At 36.0% G+C, this 18,883-nt stretch carries 16 protein-coding genes and 1 tRNA gene; 5 read left to right on the top strand and 12 right to left on the bottom strand.

Annotated features, from left to right (window positions below):
- Nucleotides 1–11: 11 nt before the first annotated feature.
- The 3 genes from icd (at nucleotide 12) to nth (ending at nucleotide 3,477) form a co-directional block, all read left to right on the top strand.
- The gene (gene icd, locus ACFEL3_RS05630; RefSeq protein ID WP_265017982.1) at nucleotides 12–1,430 is read left to right on the top strand and encodes an isocitrate dehydrogenase; all 1,419 of its coding nucleotides are present in this window, start codon (nucleotides 12–14) and stop codon (nucleotides 1,428–1,430) included.
- A gap of 82 nt (nucleotides 1,431–1,512) precedes the next feature.
- On the top strand, nucleotides 1,513–2,808 hold the full coding sequence (locus ACFEL3_RS05625) for a molecular chaperone DnaJ (RefSeq protein WP_208571620.1): 1,296 nt from the start codon (nucleotides 1,513–1,515) through the stop codon (nucleotides 2,806–2,808).
- Nucleotides 2,809–2,838: 30 nt separating this feature from the next.
- Nucleotides 2,839–3,477 (top strand): endonuclease III, encoded by a 639-nt coding sequence (gene nth / locus ACFEL3_RS05620; protein ID WP_010082499.1) that lies wholly within the window; start codon nucleotides 2,839–2,841, stop codon nucleotides 3,475–3,477.
- Between the two features lie 117 nt (nucleotides 3,478–3,594).
- Here the strand turns inward: nth and dapE are convergent, their stop codons facing one another.
- On the bottom strand, nucleotides 3,595–4,791 hold the full coding sequence (gene dapE, locus ACFEL3_RS05615) for a succinyl-diaminopimelate desuccinylase (protein ID WP_375316753.1): 1,197 nt from the start codon (nucleotides 4,789–4,791) through the stop codon (nucleotides 3,595–3,597).
- A 42-nt stretch (nucleotides 4,792–4,833) separates the two neighbouring features.
- On the opposite strand from dapE, the gene ACFEL3_RS05610 reads away from it, so the two are divergent.
- A complete protein-coding gene (locus ACFEL3_RS05610) occupies nucleotides 4,834–6,090 on the top strand; it encodes an iron-containing alcohol dehydrogenase (RefSeq protein ID WP_010082501.1) in 1,257 nt (418 codons plus the stop codon).
- 170 nt (nucleotides 6,091–6,260) lie between these two features.
- Here ACFEL3_RS05610 and ACFEL3_RS05605 read toward each other — a convergent pair.
- The 9 genes from ACFEL3_RS05605 to gltX all read right to left on the bottom strand — a co-directional run bounded on the left by ACFEL3_RS05605 (nucleotide 6,261) and on the right by gltX (nucleotide 15,255).
- Nucleotides 6,261–6,333: transfer RNA gene (locus ACFEL3_RS05605), tRNA-Met, on the bottom strand.
- Nucleotides 6,333–7,625, bottom strand: coding sequence for an adenylosuccinate lyase (gene purB / locus ACFEL3_RS05600; RefSeq protein ID WP_010962833.1), 1,293 nt, complete (start codon nucleotides 7,623–7,625; stop codon nucleotides 6,333–6,335). The genes ACFEL3_RS05605 and purB overlap by 1 nt, the downstream gene beginning before the upstream one ends.
- Complete coding sequence (locus ACFEL3_RS05595; protein ID WP_138344574.1) at nucleotides 7,622–7,855, bottom strand: hypothetical protein; 234 nt, start codon at nucleotides 7,853–7,855, stop codon at nucleotides 7,622–7,624. The genes purB and ACFEL3_RS05595 overlap by 4 nt, the downstream gene beginning before the upstream one ends.
- Nucleotides 7,852–8,085 carry a hypothetical protein gene (locus tag ACFEL3_RS05590; protein WP_182282649.1) on the bottom strand — a complete coding sequence of 78 codons (234 nt, stop codon included), beginning with the start codon at nucleotides 8,083–8,085 and terminating at the stop codon, nucleotides 7,852–7,854. Before ACFEL3_RS05590 ends, ACFEL3_RS05595 begins: the two co-directional genes overlap by 4 nt.
- Nucleotides 8,086–8,091: 6 nt before the next feature.
- Nucleotides 8,092–8,646 (bottom strand): 50S ribosomal protein L9, encoded by a 555-nt coding sequence (gene rplI / locus ACFEL3_RS05585; protein ID WP_006279792.1) that lies wholly within the window; start codon nucleotides 8,644–8,646, stop codon nucleotides 8,092–8,094.
- 7 nt (nucleotides 8,647–8,653) lie between these two features.
- On the bottom strand, nucleotides 8,654–8,929 hold the full coding sequence (gene rpsR / locus ACFEL3_RS05580; RefSeq protein WP_007548890.1) for a 30S ribosomal protein S18: 276 nt from the start codon (nucleotides 8,927–8,929) through the stop codon (nucleotides 8,654–8,656).
- A complete protein-coding gene (locus ACFEL3_RS05575) occupies nucleotides 8,929–9,702 on the bottom strand; it encodes a 30S ribosomal protein S6 (protein WP_010082465.1) in 774 nt (257 codons plus the stop codon). The genes rpsR and ACFEL3_RS05575 overlap by 1 nt, the downstream gene beginning before the upstream one ends.
- Before the next feature lie 48 nt (nucleotides 9,703–9,750).
- Nucleotides 9,751–13,080 carry a DNA polymerase III subunit alpha gene (gene dnaE, locus ACFEL3_RS05570; RefSeq protein WP_182282684.1) on the bottom strand — a complete coding sequence of 1,110 codons (3,330 nt, stop codon included), beginning with the start codon at nucleotides 13,078–13,080 and terminating at the stop codon, nucleotides 9,751–9,753.
- Nucleotides 13,081–13,932: 852 nt separating this feature from the next.
- Complete coding sequence (gene gltX / locus ACFEL3_RS05565; protein ID WP_010962828.1) at nucleotides 13,933–15,255, bottom strand: glutamate--tRNA ligase; 1,323 nt, start codon at nucleotides 15,253–15,255, stop codon at nucleotides 13,933–13,935.
- A 214-nt stretch (nucleotides 15,256–15,469) separates the two neighbouring features.
- Between gltX and ligA the strand changes: the two genes are divergently transcribed.
- A complete protein-coding gene (gene ligA / locus ACFEL3_RS05560) occupies nucleotides 15,470–17,458 on the top strand; it encodes an NAD-dependent DNA ligase LigA (RefSeq protein ID WP_265039578.1) in 1,989 nt (662 codons plus the stop codon).
- A gap of 38 nt (nucleotides 17,459–17,496) precedes the next feature.
- Here the strand turns inward: ligA and dapA are convergent, their stop codons facing one another.
- A complete protein-coding gene (dapA, locus tag ACFEL3_RS05555) occupies nucleotides 17,497–18,378 on the bottom strand; it encodes a 4-hydroxy-tetrahydrodipicolinate synthase (protein ID WP_038199100.1) in 882 nt (293 codons plus the stop codon).
- Between the two features lie 9 nt (nucleotides 18,379–18,387).
- The gene (gene ssb, locus ACFEL3_RS05550; protein WP_010082448.1) at nucleotides 18,388–18,870 is read right to left on the bottom strand and encodes a single-stranded DNA-binding protein; all 483 of its coding nucleotides are present in this window, start codon (nucleotides 18,868–18,870) and stop codon (nucleotides 18,388–18,390) included.
- Nucleotides 18,871–18,883: the final 13 nt, after the last annotated feature.

The raw sequence follows: 18,883 nt of genomic DNA, 5'->3' as shown, positions 1-18,883 counted from the left end.
CTAGGGAAGTTATGTCAACACTAATCACAGTTGCATATGGCGACGGTATCGGACCAGAAATCATGGAAGCGGTGCTGTCGATATTGCGCGAAGCAGAAGCGGAAATCTCAATAGATATTATTGAAATAGGGGAGCGTGTTTACAGTAAAGAATGGTCTCACGGAATTTCTCCAAGTGGTTGGGAATCAATTGAAAGGACAAAAATATTATTAAAATCTCCGACAACAACTCCTCAAGGTAAAGGGCACAAAAGCTTAAACGTTGCACTCAGAAAAAATCTAGGGTTGTATGCAAATATCAGACCATGCATTTCATATCATCCTGTTATAGAAAATAAATTCGATAAGTTTGATATCGTAGTGATACGTGAAAATGAAGAGGACGTTTACACCGGAATAGAGCATAGGCTCACTGGTGACTCTTACCAATGCACTAAAATTATTACTAGATCTGGCTCAGAGAAGATATGCAGGTACGCTTTTGAATATGCAAAAAAACACAACAGAAAAAAAGTAACTTGCCTGACTAAAGATAACATCATGAAAATGACTGACGGAACTTTCCATGCCGCGTTTGATCGCATTGCAAAGGAATACCCAGATATAAAGGCAGAACATTATATAGTTGATATTGGAATGGCGCGTGTTGCAACAGAACCGGAGAATTTTGATGTTATAGTAACCGAGAACTTATATGGCGACATATTATCAGATATAGTCGCACAAACCTCTGGATCTGTGGGGCTTGCCGGAAGTAGCAACATCGGGAATGAATACGCAATGTTTGAAGCAGTGCACGGTTCTGCCCCTGATATTGCAGGAAAAAACATAGCCAATCCTTCTGGTCTTTTAAATGCTGCAGTGCATATGCTAATTTACATAGGTCAAGTGGGTACTGCAAAACTAATCTACGATGCATGGCTCAAGACTTTGGAGGATGGAATACACACTGCCGATTTATATAAGGAGAAAAGAAGTAAACAGAAAGTTGGTACAAAAGAATTTGCAGAAGCTGTTATAGACAATCTAGGAAAAAAACCGAAAACATTATCTGAGCTTATAATTGGCAATGATCCAAATAGTAAAGTGGATAAAATACAGGATAATTATGAACAGGATTATAAGATTAAAAAACTAGTGGGTAGCGATATAACGCTTGCCTGGAGTAAGCCGGCTGACTTTGACCAAATAGTGAAGTTGTTTGAAACAAGTAATCCGCAGATTATAGCAATATATTCAAAAGGCCTTGCGATTTGGCCAGGAAGTTCAAAGTCTTCAAGTGACCAAATAACCTGCAGGTTCATTGCAAATAATGAAATTACAAATAGTGATGTGAATAACTTGCTAATCAAATTTGAGGAACATAATTTTGATGTGGTGAGAATGGATAAGTTGTATTTGTATGATGGGAAAGAGGGTTTCTTCTCTTAGTGGTTGCTTGATATTTTTATGCTTGTGTGAAACATTAAATATATTATACCAATAGTATCGTGTATTTATGTGAGGTGTAGTAATGAGTCAACATTTTAAGTTAACTGGTCAGGAGTTTTATGATAATAATGATCTGTTTAACGTACTAGAGATAAAAGCTGAACAAATTGTAGGTAAGGATTATCAAGCTCTTAGCAAGTTTCTGAAAAAACAATATAATAAATTGATACTTGTAAACCATCCTGACAAAGGTGGAGACAAAAATAGATTTGATCAGATTTATAAAGCTTATCAAGAGCTAAAAAAGTACATTGAACCTTTAGAGTCAGGAAATCCTTGTGTTAAAGTCAGTGTTGGTGCTGAAAGTGATGGGCGTTTAACGGCAAGAGAGTTTCACTATAGGAGAAGTTTGTTTAATAAGCTAAAAATAAGTTTAGAGGAAGATGCTGTAGGTAAAGATTTTGATGGATTGATTTCTATACTAAAAAGAAATGACTATTCGTTTAAAAAAGATCTAGAAAAATGCATGAAACTCCAAGCTCAAATAAATAGGATTTTGCAAAATCCAAATTTAGATAATTTTAAGAAGAGTGTAGAAAGTACAAAATTAATGAAAGAGCTATATCAATATATAACAAAGCCAAGCATACAATTATTCAATTATATTACTCCTCTAGAAGAAAAGAGAAGCCTAGTTAAAGAAGATAAGAAAGCATTAGCGTTGAAATTTATAGAGCGTAAAAATGCTCTACTGCTTGTCCCAAAAATAAGTCTTCTGCCTTTAGCTCTATTAACTACAGTTACTATAGGTTGCTATTTTTCATGGTGGATCATAGGATTTAATATCATTGCTGGTAATGCCTCTCATTTATTAGTAAATTATTATATGAAAAAGTATAAAAATTCAGAAATTTCCACTGATGAATTCATGAGTAAAATAAACTATATCACGCTAGGCAATAAGCTTCTTATCAACTATCCTTTAGCTGCTTTTTCTGTTTATCTACTTACAACAAATTTCATTGCTAATAGATTAACTGTTGGTGGAACCATACTTGGTTCACTATTGTTATTGGCAGTATTAATTGAAATGTTAGCTCCTGTTTTCTCAAAAGGCTGTGAAATATATGCTGAAAAGCACACAAAAGATTTACTAGAAGAGGATCCAAGAGATAGGGTACAAAAGGAAACTGACCTGTTAGGATGGTATGATCCACGAAAACTGTTAATGCCAATTGTTATGCCTCTTATTAAAAAGTGTTTTGCGGAAGTGGTAAGCGAATTTGCTGAGAGAAATTTTGATGAAGTGAACACTAATGTGTCTGATGTTAATACTGAAGGACTATCTAAGCCTCAAGGAATTGAATTTGCACAGTAACCAGTGTAGTATAGGCTTTTAGCTCTATGCATGGACTCAAAAAAAGTAGAATTGATATTTGAAAAGTTTCAAGAATCAAATTCTGCACCAAAAATAGAGCTAAATTATATCAATCATTATACGCTTCTGGTCGCAATAGTTTTATCAGCACGGACGACCGATGTAAGCGTTAACAAAATTACAAGAGAACTTTTTAATATCGCTGATACGCCAGAAAAAATGCTGAATCTTGGGCAAAACGAGCTAAAAAAACGTGTAAATAGTATCGGTTTATATAATTCCAAAGCAAAAAATATAATCGGGCTCAGCAAAATATTGATTGAGAGGTACAATAGCAAAGTGCCTACTGATTTCGATGATTTGGTGTCTTTGCCGGGAGTGGGAAGAAAGAGCGCTAATGTGTTCTTAAATTCGGGGCTTGGCATTCCAACATTGGCAGTTGATACTCACGTTTTTAGAGTGAGCAATAGAATTGGGCTTGTGAAAGAAAAAGATGTGTTTAAAACAGAGCAATCTCTTTTAAATGTGGTTCCCAAAAAATACCTGCTTTATGCTCATCATTGGCTAGTTTTGCATGGTAGATATGTTTGCAAAGCACAGAAACCTTCGTGTGAAACGTGCATAATTCATGATTTATGTGAATTTGAGTGCAAAAGGTATAAAGTCTAGTATTTCTTCTTTTGTCATCCAAGTAGCTATAGAAACGAAAAAACTTACTTGACACATTTTGCTGGAATGACACCAGTTGTTATTCAGACAACAGTTATGCAAGAGATCTGATTACATCTAAGCTAACAATGGACCACTAGATATATTACTAACTACGTTGACCTGATTCAATATTTTATTAGTGGGATTGAAATAATTTTCTATAAATTCCTTATATATAGCTGTTAACTTGTGTATATCGTTTACTGATACGCATTCGTTTATCTGATGTGCAGTTTTGTTGATTATACCAAATTCAATCACTGGACAAACATCTTTGATAAACGCAGCGTCAGATGTGCCACCACTTGTGCTAAGTATAGCATCAATGTTGGTAACCTTACTTATTGCATCAAGCATAATATCAGTATTTCTATCGGGAGTAGAGAGGAAAACGTCCCTGCTGCTATGCATAGAAAGTTTATAATCGTTAGTTACACTGGAGCATATTTCATCAATCAGCTTATATAAGCCACCCGGTGTTTGTTCATTGTTATATCGAATGTTAAAACGTGTAGTTGCTGAGCCAGGTATTAGATTGCTAGTATTATTTCCAACATCGATAGTAGTAACTTCGCAATGTGAAGGCTGAAAATATTTATTACCATGATCAAAAGTAGTATTTTTTACCTTACTCAATATCGATATTACCTTATATATTGGATTGTCTGCTAGGTCTGGGTAGGCAACGTGCCCTTGTTTTCCATGGCAAATTAATTCAAATGTTACAGAACCTCTTCTGCCTATTTTTATGGTATCACCTAATTTCTCACTACTGGTTGGTTCGCCAACCACACAAAAATCTATCTTTTTCTGCTTATTTTTCATCCATTCCAAAACTGCCTTTGTTCCATATTCTTCCATGCTTTCTTCAGCACTGGTAATCAATGCACTTATTGAACCATTAAATTGAAACTTCTCTGCAATCAAATTTACCATAGCAGCAATAAATGCAGCTACTCCGCTTTTCATATCAGCGGCCCCTCTTCCATATAGCATTCCATCCCTCACTTCTGGTTTAAATGGACCAAATGCCCAATCTTTTAACTGACCCGGTGGTACAACATCAACGTGCCCAGCAAAGCACAAATTTGGTACTCCATTTATATATTTCGCATAAAGATTTTTAACTTTATCACCAAATTCTAAAATCTCACAATCAAAGCCGCTCTTCTTGAAGATTATTGCTATATACTCTATTGCCCCGCTGTCTTCTGGTGTTATACTCTCAAAAGAGATCAATTTCCTAGTTAGCTCTACAGGGTCAATTTTCATGTCAATCTTAAAATACTTATACTGCTATATTGTAAACACTCTATGCACTATTTAAAACAAATATTACATCAAACCGAACAAACTTTTCTAAGGGAAGTAATAACAGATTACCACCTTGCTGATGATATCTATGAAATATGCACACAACACGGAAATGACATCTTTCTAGTTGCAGATGAAAATACAGCAAAACTTTTAAACAAAAACGTATTTAATAAAATTTCTCATTTAATTATTCCAACCCCACCTGCCATTCCAGTGTCACGCGCTGGGATGACATCAAGTAGAGAAATGACACCAAGCAGAGCTGCCTCTCTTGAAACCGTAAATCTAGTGAGAAACAAAGTAAAAGACAGTGACTTAATAGTTGCATTTGGTAGCGGCACCGTTAACGATATCTGCAAATATGCAAGCTACCTCGAGAAAAAAGATTATATATCCTTTCCAACAGCCGCTTCTATGAATGGATATACATCCGCAAATGCTTCAATATTAGTAAATGGATATAAAAAATCGTTCAAAGCACATCTTCCAAGAGCAATATATATAGATATAGACATACTTGCCAATGCGCCACTGCGCCTCACATTAAGCGGATTTGCAGATTTCATTTGTCGTTCAACAGTTCAGGCTGACTGGCTACTATCTCATTTGTTGCTTAGCACAGAATACAATGAATTACCTTTTACACTTGTTCACGATTTGGAGCAAATTTTGCTAAGAGAATATACGGCGCTTACTAAAAGAAGTGGAAAAGAGGTCCTATTACTTATGGAAGTTCTACTAATTTCAGGACTTGGAATGGTGATGTCAAAAGGCAGCTATTCTGCAAGCCAAGGAGAGCATATGATAGCTCACGCAATGGAAATGGTAACAAAAGATTATTCCTCACTACATGGTGAAAAAATTGCTGTCACAACGATTACTATGGCTAATTTACAGGAAAAGATATTATCAATACAAAACCCGATTATCAAACCGACCACTTTAGATGTAAAACATATAACTCAGTACTTTGATAATATCGAATTTGTAAGAACTTTTGAACAGAAGCAAATTATGCAGCAAAAAATCCAAGAGATTATTTGTAAAGAATGGCATAATATTTCCAGTTTAATTAAGCAAAATTTACTACCTGCAAAACACCTGCAAAAAATATTTGAAGATCTATCAATTCCACACTTACCAGAGCACCTCAGTTGGAATAAAGAACAATATTGTAAAGTGGTCGATCTTGCGTTTACAACAAGAGATAGATTCACCTTTCTTGACTTAGCTAACTGCATAGAAGAAAGTTAAGTTTTGTAGTGAAATTCTGTCATTTAAAGAGATCATAGGCCAAAAGCTAAACCCTTTTCACAATCTCTTATCCATTGTCTCCTCACCTGAGTGGATATACAACTCATTCCAAGTAACTGACACTGGGTTTCACCAATAGCACTGCTTTGCTAAACATAGTTTAGTTCGAGTGGCTGAGGAGGGACTTGAACCCCCGACCAAGAGATTATGATCCTCCTGCTCTACCAACTGAGCTACTCAGCCTAATTAAAAACCTTATTATACACACGATCTATATGTTTCGTATAATACTTCAAATCAAACAAAGATTCAAGTTTTTCCGAGTTAATAACCTTAAGTAAGGGTTTATCTTGTTTCAATTCGGCCAGAAAATCACTGTTGTTTTGTTTCACTTTCATTGCATTGCTCTGAACAATTTTATACGCCTCTTCCCTCGCCAAACCACTATTTACTAACTCAAGCAATACACGCTGTGAGAAAACTAAACCTTTTGAAGAATTTAAGTTCTTTTCAATGTTTTCCTTATTGATCACCAATTTATCTATCAAATCTGTTAATCGCACTAAAGCAAAATCCATTGTTATACAAGCATCAGGAGCAATGCATCTTTCCACAGACGAGTGTGATATATCACGTTCGTGCCACAATGCAACATTTTCTAACGCAGGAAAAACATAACTGCGTATTAAACGTGAGAGTCCAGTCAGATTTTCACTTAAAATAGGATTACATTTGTGTGGCATAGCAGAGCTTCCCTTCTGCCCAGTGGAAAAATGCTCAGAAATTTCGCCGATTTCAGTTCTTTGCAAATGACGAATTTCAACAGCAACATTTTCTATTGAACTTGCAATTACTCCCAAAACTGAAAAGAACATGGCATGTCTATCACGAGGAATGATTTGAGATGATATGGTTTCAGGTATGAGTCCCATTTCTTTCGCTACATATTCTTCAACAAACGGATCAACATTTGCAAAATTGCCTACTGCACCTGATATTTTACAAATTGAGATCTCTTTTTGCGCGCTAATTAATCTCTGATAATTGCGTTTAAATTCAGCATAAAATCTGGCAAATTTTATTCCAAGAGTTGTTGGTTCTGCATGCATTCCGTGACTGCGTCCAACACAAACAATATCTTTATAGTCCTCAGCTTTTTTTTTCAATGCTGCAAGTAAATTTTTTAGATTCTCGAGCAAAATATCACAGGACTCTTTCAGTTGCACCGCAAGGCATGTATCCAAAACATCAGAACTTGTCATTCCATAATGAAGATAACGAACATCAACTCCCGCTTTTTTAGCAATATATGTCAGAAAAGCTATAACATCATGTTTTACAATGGATTCAATTTCGTTGATACATTCAACATCAAATTCAATAGCACCAGAGAGGTTCTCAGCAATATTATTCGGAATCACTCCTAACTTTGCTTGAGCTTCACACGCTAATTTTTCTATTTTAAGCCATATATTAAATTTATTATTTTCCTCCCAAATGGAAGACATTTCTTTTCTGCTATAGCGGGGAATCATTTTTGATTTATTCCAATAATGGTGTCATTCCAGTGCGTGACACTGGAATCCAGATATAAAAGTATTTGCAAATTATTCAATGGACAACGGATTCTAGAAGCATAAAATAATGTCCATGATGAAATAAACTGGATCCCAGTGTCACGCACTGGGATGACATGAGGGAAGCACTGGGATGACACCAGCTTAGCCATGGCAGAAATTTCTTTACGGCTATAGCGTGGGATCATTTTTGATTTACTCCAATAATGGTGTCATTCCAGTGCGTGACACTGGAATCCAGGTATAAAAGTATTTGCAAATTATTCAATGGACAACGGATTCTAGAAGCATAAAATAATGTCCATGATGAAATAAACTGGATCCCAGTGTCACGCACTGGGATGACATGAGGGAAGCACTGGGATGACACCAGCTTAGCCATGGCAGACATTTCTTTACGACTATAACAAGGGATCATCTTTGATCAGCTATCATCACCATCAGTAGCTTCTTTATTCGCATCTTGCTCTGCCTCTTGTTGCTCAGACTTCTGATTTTGCAATTTTACTTGCCTTAGCTCATTTGCATCTGTTTCGGATTTCACGACGTATATAGTAATTGGTACTACTACTTCACTATGTAATTCTACGTTTACTTGGTATTCACCCAAGTTTTTGATGCTTACTCCACCAAAAGATAAACTACGGTGATCTATCACATGTCCTTCTTGTAGTAAAATTTTCGCAATTTCACGTGTTGTTACAGAACCAAAAATTTTACCATCCTCTGAAGCTTGCTTTATTAATACCACAAACTTATCATGTAGTGACAACGCAAGCTCTTTTGCTACATTTAATCTTTTTATATTCTCTTCTTCCAGTAATAAACGTTGCTCCTCTAGCTTTGTTAAATTTTCCTTGGTAGCTTTCACCGCTTTTCTTTGTGGAAAAAGAAAATTACGTGCATAACCTGGTTTAACTTTGACAACTTCACCAAGCTTACCTAAAGTCCTTATATTTTCCTTTAAAATTATCAACATAAATTACCTAAACTTTTTTAGTACAGTAAGGAATAAGAGCTAAAAAACGTGCCCTTATGATCGCTAAGCGTAACTTCCTTTGTTTTTTTGCACATACGCCTGTTAATCTTCTAGGTAATATCCTACCATAGTCAGAGGTAAACTTGGATAATAAATCTATATTCTTATAATCTATGTCTTCATCTTTAGACGCAGCAAGAGGGCAAACTTTAGAACGCCTAAAGCCAGTCCTATTATTTACAGATACGTAAGAATTATTAAAACTATTTCGTCTTTTCATCATTATGCGCTTTGCTCCTCAATTTGTTTATTCATCATATGAGATTTACCTTCAAAAATTTTATCAACCTGCACAGGAAAGTGGCGAATAACGTTCTCATTAAGTTTCATTCTACGCATAAATTCATCCAGAATGCTTGCAGTAGAACTTATGCACATTATACAATAATGACCGCTCTTCATTTTATTTTTGTGATATGCAAAATCCAAAAGACCCCAATGTTCATACTTGATTAATCCTGATGCTTCAATGTTTTTCAAAAGCATTTCCAACGCTTTGCTCGATTGAGTTGGACCGTTTATTCTAAAATCTTTCAAAATATCTTGAAAAATCTTTATTAGATGTTCTGAAATATTTCTCTTCAAAGCATTTACTGCGTTATGGATAAACGCACTTTTAGTACTGCCTCCTAGAAATTTTGTAAAATCTTGCGTTATTCCTAAATCTTTTAGGTCATCTTTCAACTCTTTATCGATTTTTGACTTCACTTCTTTCAAATTTGAAAGATCTTCTTCTAATTCAACCCATAAAATTTTTGTAAGATCTTCCAAGAAATCAGAGTAAGCAACTAGACTTTCTTTAATGTCCTCAGCACGCACTTCTAACTCTTGTTTTGTAAGCTTGTCATTTCCTTTTTTCAGAATATCCCTGATTTGCTGGAACATAATATCTGCTTTAATATTTTTCAATGAAACAGCTAGCTCTTGGACCATCTCCTCTACTTCTTGCTGTAACAATCCTTGTTGTGCTATAAAAGTAAATTCATAAAGATTCACTATATCTTCCTTTAATACCGATTAAATATTTCATTATATAAAGCTTTTTTATATAAGCAAGTTATTTGTATTAATTTCTACGCCTTTAATCCAGCTTAAATTAGATATTTCATAAATTACTTGAGGAGCAATTGAGTATGCACCTGGTAATAAGATGCTCACTTTATGTTTTTCGAGAAGAAGTTTTAGCATTATTTTGGTTCTGCCTTCATCTTTCAATATTGTGTTTAATTCCATAGCGGCTTTTTGCGAATCCGTGCACTCAGTGGTGAGAACTAATTCTTTTATTGTAGAAGTGACTCTTTTTGTAAACTCAGATATATCCTTGCCTGCTAATCTTGTTGTATTTTCCGAAGCTTCAAGATCAATTATCACAAATGTTCCTGGTGAAAATAAATCTCTTTTTTCTTCTATTATTTCATTATTATAGAATGCTATTTCAGAAACGTTATGGGGATCAGAAAGTGTGAGGATAACAAACCTTCCACGCTCTGAAGTTCTCATACGTGCATTTAATATTACCCCAGCAGTTTTTGCTGTTCTATTTTCTCCGATAAACCCAATATTTAACTTTTCCAGAAGAGTTCTAAATTTTTCAAGCGGATGATTAGTTAAATAAAATCCTAGTGAAAATAACTCATGTTCTAATTTTTCCTCTTCATCAAAATCTTCCACATTCTCAAGTTTCGGTTTGAGGACATCAAGACTACCAAACAAAGCAGCTTGACTTGATTCTCTATCCTGTTTGTTTTTATTTGCAAAGTAAATCAGCGTGTCCATTGACTCATATAGCTGCTTTCTGTTCTTATGCACGCTATCGAATGCTCCGGATTTAATCAGGCTTTCTAGCGCTCTCTTATTTATTATATGACCTGAATTTTGAATGAATTCCCATATGTCCTTACAAGCGCTTGAACGTACGTTCACTATTCCTTCCGCTATAGAAAAACCAACATTCCTCAAGGCAGCAATACCATAACGTATGCGTTCATCCTCTATTGAGAATTCAGCTTGAGACTTGTTTATATCAGGTGAAAGAACGGTAACGCCACTAAACTTTGCTGCATGATAAAATAAATTCAGTTTATCTCTATCATCAATATTCAGATTCATTAGTGCTGTAAAAAATTCTAATGGATAATTAGCTTTAAGGTAAGCCGTTTGATAAGATATCACCGCATATGCTGCAGCATGAGATTTATTGAACCCATAACCAGCAAATTTTGCAACAAGGTCAAAGATATAACTTGCCCTGTCGTAATCAACGCCATTCTTCGTTGCCCCTTGGATGAAAAGTTCACGTTGTTTATCCATCTCTTCCTTGATTTTCTTACCCATAGCACGTCTCAGCAAATCTGCTTCCGCTAAGCTATACCCGGAAAGAATACGGGCTATTTCCATCACTTGTTCTTGGTAAATTATTACCCCAAATGTCTCTTTTAATACTTCCTCAAGTAACGGATGAATATAATCTGGCTTTTCAAGTCCGTGTTTTCTTGCAACATAAGTTGGAATGTTATCCATAGGTCCTGGACGATAAAGGGAAATTAAAGCGATAATATCTTCAATGCAGTCCGGTTTTAGTTTAATTAAAGCTTCTCTCATTCCCGAACTTTCAAGCTGAAACACTCCAATTGAATCACCGCTTGAGAGTATCTCATAGGTTTTTTGGTCATTTAAAGGAACTGAAGAAATATCAATCTTTTTTCCATCACGATTAATTAAACGACATACATGATCTATTAGCGTTAGCGTACCAAGCCCAAGAAAATCAAATTTTATTAGCCCAGCTTTCTCCACATATTTCATGCTGTATTGAGTGATTGGCAAAGCCGAATTTGGATCATAGTACACAGGAACAAAATTTTCCAACTTTTGATCACATATTACAATTCCAGCAGCATGAGTTGAAACGTGACGATATATTCCTTCGAGCCTTAGCGATATATCAAGAAGCTTTGCAATTACCTCATCACTATCCCGCTCTTTCTGCAGGTTTTGATCAAACTCTATCGCTTGTGATAAAGTTACAGGATTTACTGGATTAAATGGAACCATTTTAGATATTTTATCCACTTGAGAGTAAGGCATTTGCAATACTCTACCAACATCACGCAATACTGCCCTTGCCTGCAATTTACCAAAAGTGATTATTTGAGCAACATAACCGTACTTTTTCTGAACATAATCAATAACCAGGTCCCTTTTCTCTTGGCAGAAATCGATATCAAAGTCAGGCATCGATACACGATCAGGATTCAAAAATCTTTCAAATATTAGGCCAAACTTTATTGGATCAAGGTCTGTAATCTGCAAGCCCCAAGCAACAATTGATCCAGCACCAGAGCCTCTTCCTGGACCAACTGGAATGCCATTTGCTTTGCTCCAACGAATGAAATCAGAAACTATCAAAAAGTAGCCAGCGTAGTTCATCGAAGTTATCACACTCAGTTCGTAATTCAGCCGATCGTAGTATTGTTTAAGGTCTATGTCTGTCTCATTCGCAATACGGAATTCTAATCCTGCAACTGCCTGCTCCCTCAGTTCTTCATTCTCAGTTTTATTTTCTCGACAAGGAAATTTAGGCAAAATAGGCTGCCTGCTTCTTGGCATGTAAGAGCACCGCTTAGCTATCACTAAAGTGTTATGAATTGCTTCGGGAATGTCGCTGAACAGCTCCTCCATTTCTGCCACAGACTTGAAGTAATGCTCGGTAGTTAACTTCTTTCTGTTATTCTCCAGGGCATAACTCCCCTCCGATATACACGTTAATATATCATAAGCCTCATAGTCAGACCTATTTGGAAAAAACACATCGTTCGTTGCAACTAGTGGTATATTGCGCTGATAAGCAAAGTCTATCAAAGCTTCTTCAAGCTCTAGCTCTTTATTCAGCCCATGACGCTGCAATTCAACATATAAATGACCATTAAATGCTGAAAGCAGTTTTTCAACCGTTTCTTTATCTTGCCCCAACAATAGTTGAGCCAAACATCCACCGGTTAAAGCGATCAGACCCGTACTTAAATTCAATAGCTCATCAAAATCAACGTAAGGAATATCGCTGTTATTCTTGCGCTTTCTAAAAGACTCACTCACCAAAGTGACTAAATTAGTGTACCCTTGCTCATTTTTTGCAAGCAATAATATAGGTAAATTTTGTTCTGAATGTTTAACTATAATATTGCATCCTATTATTAGCTGTATTCCCCTACTTGCCGCATATTCTGCAAATTCAAGTGAGCCAAACAAGTTACCTGAATCAGTAATTGCAACCGCTGGCATTTTATTTCGCAAACAAAGGCCGATCAGCTCCTCAATTTTAACCGAGCTTTCAAGCAGCGAATAAACACTATGAACACGCAAGTGTATGAACATAAAAAACTTTAGATCAACAAAAAAGGATAACATTAATTTACTCATGAGAACATAATTTTCATGAGAACAAAAGCCTATAAAATTCTAAAATTAAAATACAAAAACTTACTTGACAAACTCCGCCAGCTCCCTTATCATGATAGTGAAGCTATTGTATTTGCTTTCGCCAATCTGCAGATTAAAAGGTAAGGATTACTTAATGTATCGGCGTCTTATGTTCAATTTTTTGCAGTATATAGATACTGTATGTCTTTACAAAACTTCATCTACATCTAGATTTTTATCTAAATAAGCTGAACGCGCTTATAAAGCGTTACAAGACATCAAAAAATGCCAATACTCGACAGAGATAGTAAAAGACTAGCTAACTCGGGGATTCTTTGTCTTTTTTTCTGCTTAGTAAATTTCTTAAACATTTGCAGCGTAAGTTAGTTGCAATTAAAAGCGGCTGAATCTCGCTTGTCAAGCGTTTAAAACATAAAAAACGCCAATATTTTAAAGCGGATAATAACCACGGGGCTTCTTTTGCCTTTTTTTTCATTTGGTAAATTTCTTAATGTTTATGGCTAAACGACAACCGTCATCCCGCTGCTTGTTAGCGGGATCTCTTGTTAGCGGCTGAGATACCGCGAATGAATCGCGGTATGACGTAGATTGCTGTCATTCCAGTGCTCCTTTTTTTGTCATCCCAGTGTCTGGGCACTGGGATGACAAGAAAGAGGCTACTTGGATGACACCCTGACAACCGTCATCCCGCTACTTGTTAGCGGGATCTCTTGTTAGCGGCTAAGAGATACCGCGAATGAATCGCGGTATGACGTAGGGATTGCATTAGCTATAATTCTTTAGTTTTCACTTTTCTTTTAACCTTGCAATGATATTTTCTTTGCCGATAAAAATTAATAGTTTAGCGAGCTCTGGTCCTGTTTCTGTTCCTGTTAAAGCTGAACGCAACTGCGTAAATAGGTTTTTTGCCTTTATATCCACTGTTTGTCGAATAGTTTTGACCCATTCTGACAACGTGTTTTCATTACAATCACCTTGGGGCAATGCATTGAACGCAATTTTTATAAGCTCCTTATCAAGAATCACAGGCTCTATATCAGATTTGCATATTTTCCACCACTTGGCCACCTCAGAAAACCTTTCTATATTGTTCCTTATAAAATACCAAAACTCTGAGGAGCCCACTCCAATTTGATTTAAACGGTCTTGCACCATTTCAAATAGCATTTGTTGCAGCACTTTGCTATTTAGCTTATACATTTCACTCAAGCTGAATTGTGCAGATGCTGAGCTAAATTTTTTAATGTCAAATGAATCAATCAAAGATTGCATACAGGCGCAAGCTTCAATTGGATTGGATGTTCCAAGCTTCACTAAATAACTAACTAGTGCCATCGGTTCAATTTCATCTTCTTTTATAGATTTGATATCCAGCCCGCCTTTCCGTTTCGATATCTTGCTATCATCAAAATGTAGCAAAGGCAGGTGAGCAAATGTAGGGATTTTCGCTTTTAATGCTTTAATCATTTGGATTTGCACTGCGGTATTAGTTACATGATCTTCCCCGCGTACAATATGAGTTACATTAAAGTCAACATCATCAGTAACAGAAGGTAACATGTATGTGTAAATTCCATCTTCTCTTTTTACCACAGGGTCGCTGACGCTACTGGTTGCAATATTTATTTCACCTTTAACTTCATCATTCCATTTTACAACTTCATTTCTATCCAATTTAAATCTAAAATGTGGTCTTCGTCCTTCTTGCTCATAACGAATTTTCTCTTGCTCAGTTAGAAGTAACGCGCTTCTGTCATATACCGGGGGAAATCCTTGTTTTAACTGCAATTTTCGTTTAATGTCTAACTCTTCTCTTGTTTCATAGCATGCATAAATATGCCCTTCTTTTATTAACTGCAAAAACACCTCATTGTAACGCTCAAAGCGCTCTGATTGCTTAAAACTTGCATCCCAATCTATGCCAATCCATTTTAGGTCTTCTATGATATCATTTATATATTTGACATCTGAACGCTGAAGGTCAGTATCATCAAAACGGAGTAAAAATTTTCCGTTTTGATTGCGTGTGTACATCCAACAAACCAAGGCAGTTCGTACGTTTCCTACGTGGAGGTAGCCAGTTGGGCTTGGAGCGAATCTTGTTAGCATTTAAATAGCAATATTGTTTACTCTAATTTATTTTAATTTTATATAAATATATGGCTAGAGCAAGCGAGATCTGCTAATACAATTGAGCAAGAGAAGAATAAGTATGGCTATAGCATTGTGGCACCTTTGATATTTGATGGATTAAGACCATATGATAAATTCAAGAAAATTCACAGCTTGACGACAAAGGCTAATGTAGCATTATATTGGTATCATGACTAACTTAGAAAAGATGAGAGAAAAACTGCAAGATCAAATAAATTATCATAATGTTTTGTATCACCAAAAAAATAAGCCAGAAATAAGTGATGCTGAATATGATGAACTGAAGAAAAAGTTAGCTGAAATAGAGCCAGAAATTTATGCAACACAAGATAGTGTTGGTGCTCCACCTGATGAGAGGTTTTCTAAGGTGGAACATCAAGAACCTATGCTTTCCCTTGAGAATGCTTATGATGAACAAGGTGTAGAGAAATTTTTGTCTAAAATAAAGAGGTTTTTAATTGAGGACAAAATAGAGATATTATGTGAACCAAAAATTGATGGGTTGTCGTTTTCTGCAATTTATGAGGATGGAAGATTTGTTAAAGCTGCAACTCGAGGTGATGGTTTTGTAGGGGAAGATGTCACTCACAATGTTGCAATAATAAAAGGCTTTCCTAAGTTTTTGCAAGGTGTGCAAGGAAGACTAGAAGTAAGAGGTGAAATATACATCAGTAACAGCGACTTTTTAAAGTTAAATGAAAACGATGAATTTGCCAATCCTCGAAATGCAGCCGCTGGTTCTCTAAAGCAATTGGATGCAAACATTACAGCAAGCAGACCTCTTAGATATTTTGCTTATTCTTTGATTGGTGGAGCAGAGAAAAGTCAAAGTGAGGTACTAAATAAGCTTGAGGCACTTGGTTTTTGCGTAAATGAGCATCAGTCCTTAACGAGTAGTTTAGATGGAATGCTGAAGTTCTATAATGAAGTCTATAACTGTCGCTATAACTTGGATTATGATATTGATGGAATAGTCTATAAAGTAAATGATTTGGTACTACAAAATCGTCTAGGGAATACTCACAAAGCACCGCGCTCAGCACTTGCATACAAGTTTTCTGCGGTTTATGCAAAAACAAAGTTAAACAAGATATTTATACAGGTGGGCAGAACAGGGGTTTTAACTCCAGTTGCAGATTTAGTGCCAGTCAATGTTGGTGGGGTGCTAGTTAGTAGAGCAAGTCTGCATAACCAAGATGAGATAAAACGTAAAGACATAAGAGAGGGAGATATTGTAACAATCAAAAGGGCAGGTGATGTAATTCCCCAGATCGTTGAAGTAAGCAGAGATTCTCGTCTTCCAAATACACCTGAATTTGTGTTTCCTGAAGTATGCCCTGAATGTGGTAGTAAAGTACGTCAGGTTGAGGGAGAGGCAGCAGTAAGATGTCCTGAGGAATTTGCCTGTAAAGCTCAAATGATAGAAAAACTAAAGCATTTTGTATCGAAAGATGCATTTGACATTGTTGGCCTTGGTGATAAGCAGATAGAGTTTTTTTACGACCTTGGTCTGATAAAACAAATCCATGATATTTTTACTTTAGAAGAAAGATTGGATGAATTTAATCTGGAAGAACAGTCTGGTTGGGGCGAGAAATCTATAGCTAATTTGTTAAATTCTATACAAAGCAGAAGGGTAATAACTCTAGATAGGTTTATATTTTCTTTAGGTATTAGATTTATTGGCCAAGTTGCAGCAGAATTGCTTGCAGATTATTATGTTTCTTATAATAACTGGTATAATTCGATGATTGAACTGTCATTAGATAATACTGAGCTAGTAGGTATAGATGGCATAGGAAAAAAAGGGGCTGAATCTTTGGAATCATTTTTTTCTAAGGAACATAACATCAAAATGTTAAATGATCTTACTGCTTGTCTTCAAATTCTTCCTGTGAGCTCCAACTCTAGTAACTCTGTTTTAAATAATAAAATTATAGTGTTTACTGGTAAGCTACTTGCTATGAGTAGAGGAGAGGCAAAAGTAAGAGCCAAAACTCTGGGAGCAAAGGTCAGCTCACATCTTTCTGCTAAAACTGACTACCTAATTGCAGGAGAAAAACCAGGATCCAAATATAAAAAGGCAGTGGAATTAGGTGTAGAAATTTTAGATGAAGACCAGTGGCATAAAGTGATAAGTTTGGGAGTGTTCAAATGAAACTTGGATTGTATATTAAATCAAAGTTGCAAGACTATTTAGAGAGTAGCCAATTCTTTCCATCCAAGAATCATTTTATTGACTTGCCTCAATTTTTCAACAGAAGGCAAGTCTTCTGTGCTGAGCGGTAGGCGGACAGTTTGATGTTCTATGAGCCCAATATCATGCAAAAGTGCTTTAGTGGGTATTGGGTTGCTGGCAATAAATAGGGCTTCGCAAGCCTGTTGCCAGATATCTGCCTGAGGGTTCCTGCCATTGAGGCACTTCTTAACATATTCATGTGCTACATATGGCCAAACATTGGAAGCAACGGAAACCAGGCCAGCCGCACCATAAGCGGCCATATCGGATATCATATTATCATCTCCACAAAAGACCTCAATATTTGGTGCAACTTTCTTATACTGAGCTAAAGTATCAACAGTGCCACTTGAATCTTTGATAGCCCAAAATTTTTCGTGGCTGGATAAGTTGCGTACAGTTTCAGCGTGAAGATTTATTCCTGCTCTTGATGGAATATTGTAAAACATAACCGGCACATGTGCTTTCTCAAGCAGCTTTTCAAACCATAAAGTCTGCCCCATAATTCCGGGCTTTGCATAAATGGGAGTTGTCATTAGATAGCCATGAATAGGCATACCCTTGCAAAAATCAAGCCATTCAAGAGTCTGATATAGATTCACTCCTGGTACGCCAATTATAATTTTCGTATTTAATTTTAGCTTACATACGAATTCAACTAATGTACGCTTTTCAGAATCAGTAAGCGATAGGCTCTCACCTGTGCTACCCAGCAACACTACGCCATTTTCAGCTTTAACTTGCATTGTCAGTAAACGCTGCAAACTGCTATAATCTATACTATCTCCATTGCAATTAAAAGGAGTAACACAAGCAGTCCATAAAAATGTAGATTTCAATTTAAATTGTTAAAATGGTATTTCATCGTCGAGTAGTTCATCTTTTATATCGTTGTCAAAACTTTCGTGTTTATCTTTTTGTTCTGTTTCACCTTGTTTGTATTCACTTGGCTTGTAATCAGAATTTGGCGCACTATTTCGTGAATCCAAGAGAGTAAGAGCGCTATTAAAATTATATAGAACCACCTCTGTTGTGTATCTTTCACCACCGTTTTGGTCAGTCCATTTTCTAGTTCTCAAAGAACCTTCAACATAAACTTTACTGCCTTTACGTGCAAAATCTTTGACGATTTTTACTAATCCTTCACTAAAAATTACGATATTATGCCACTCTGTCTTTTCAGAGCGCATACCGGAAAGTTTGTCAGTCCAACTTTCAGACGTGGCTATTGAAAAACTTGCCATTTCTTTTCCATTTTGTGTAGTCCTAATTTCAGGATCTTTTCCTAAATTACCAACTAGTATGACTTTGTTTATGGTACCACCAGACATAATTATGCTCTAA

Origin of the sequence: Wolbachia endosymbiont (group A) of Opomyza germinationis (assembly GCF_964264765.1) — a bacterium.
GTDB classification, from domain to species: domain Bacteria; phylum Pseudomonadota; class Alphaproteobacteria; order Rickettsiales; family Anaplasmataceae; genus Wolbachia; species Wolbachia pipientis.
This window is presented reverse-complemented; position numbering and strand designations above follow the sequence as displayed.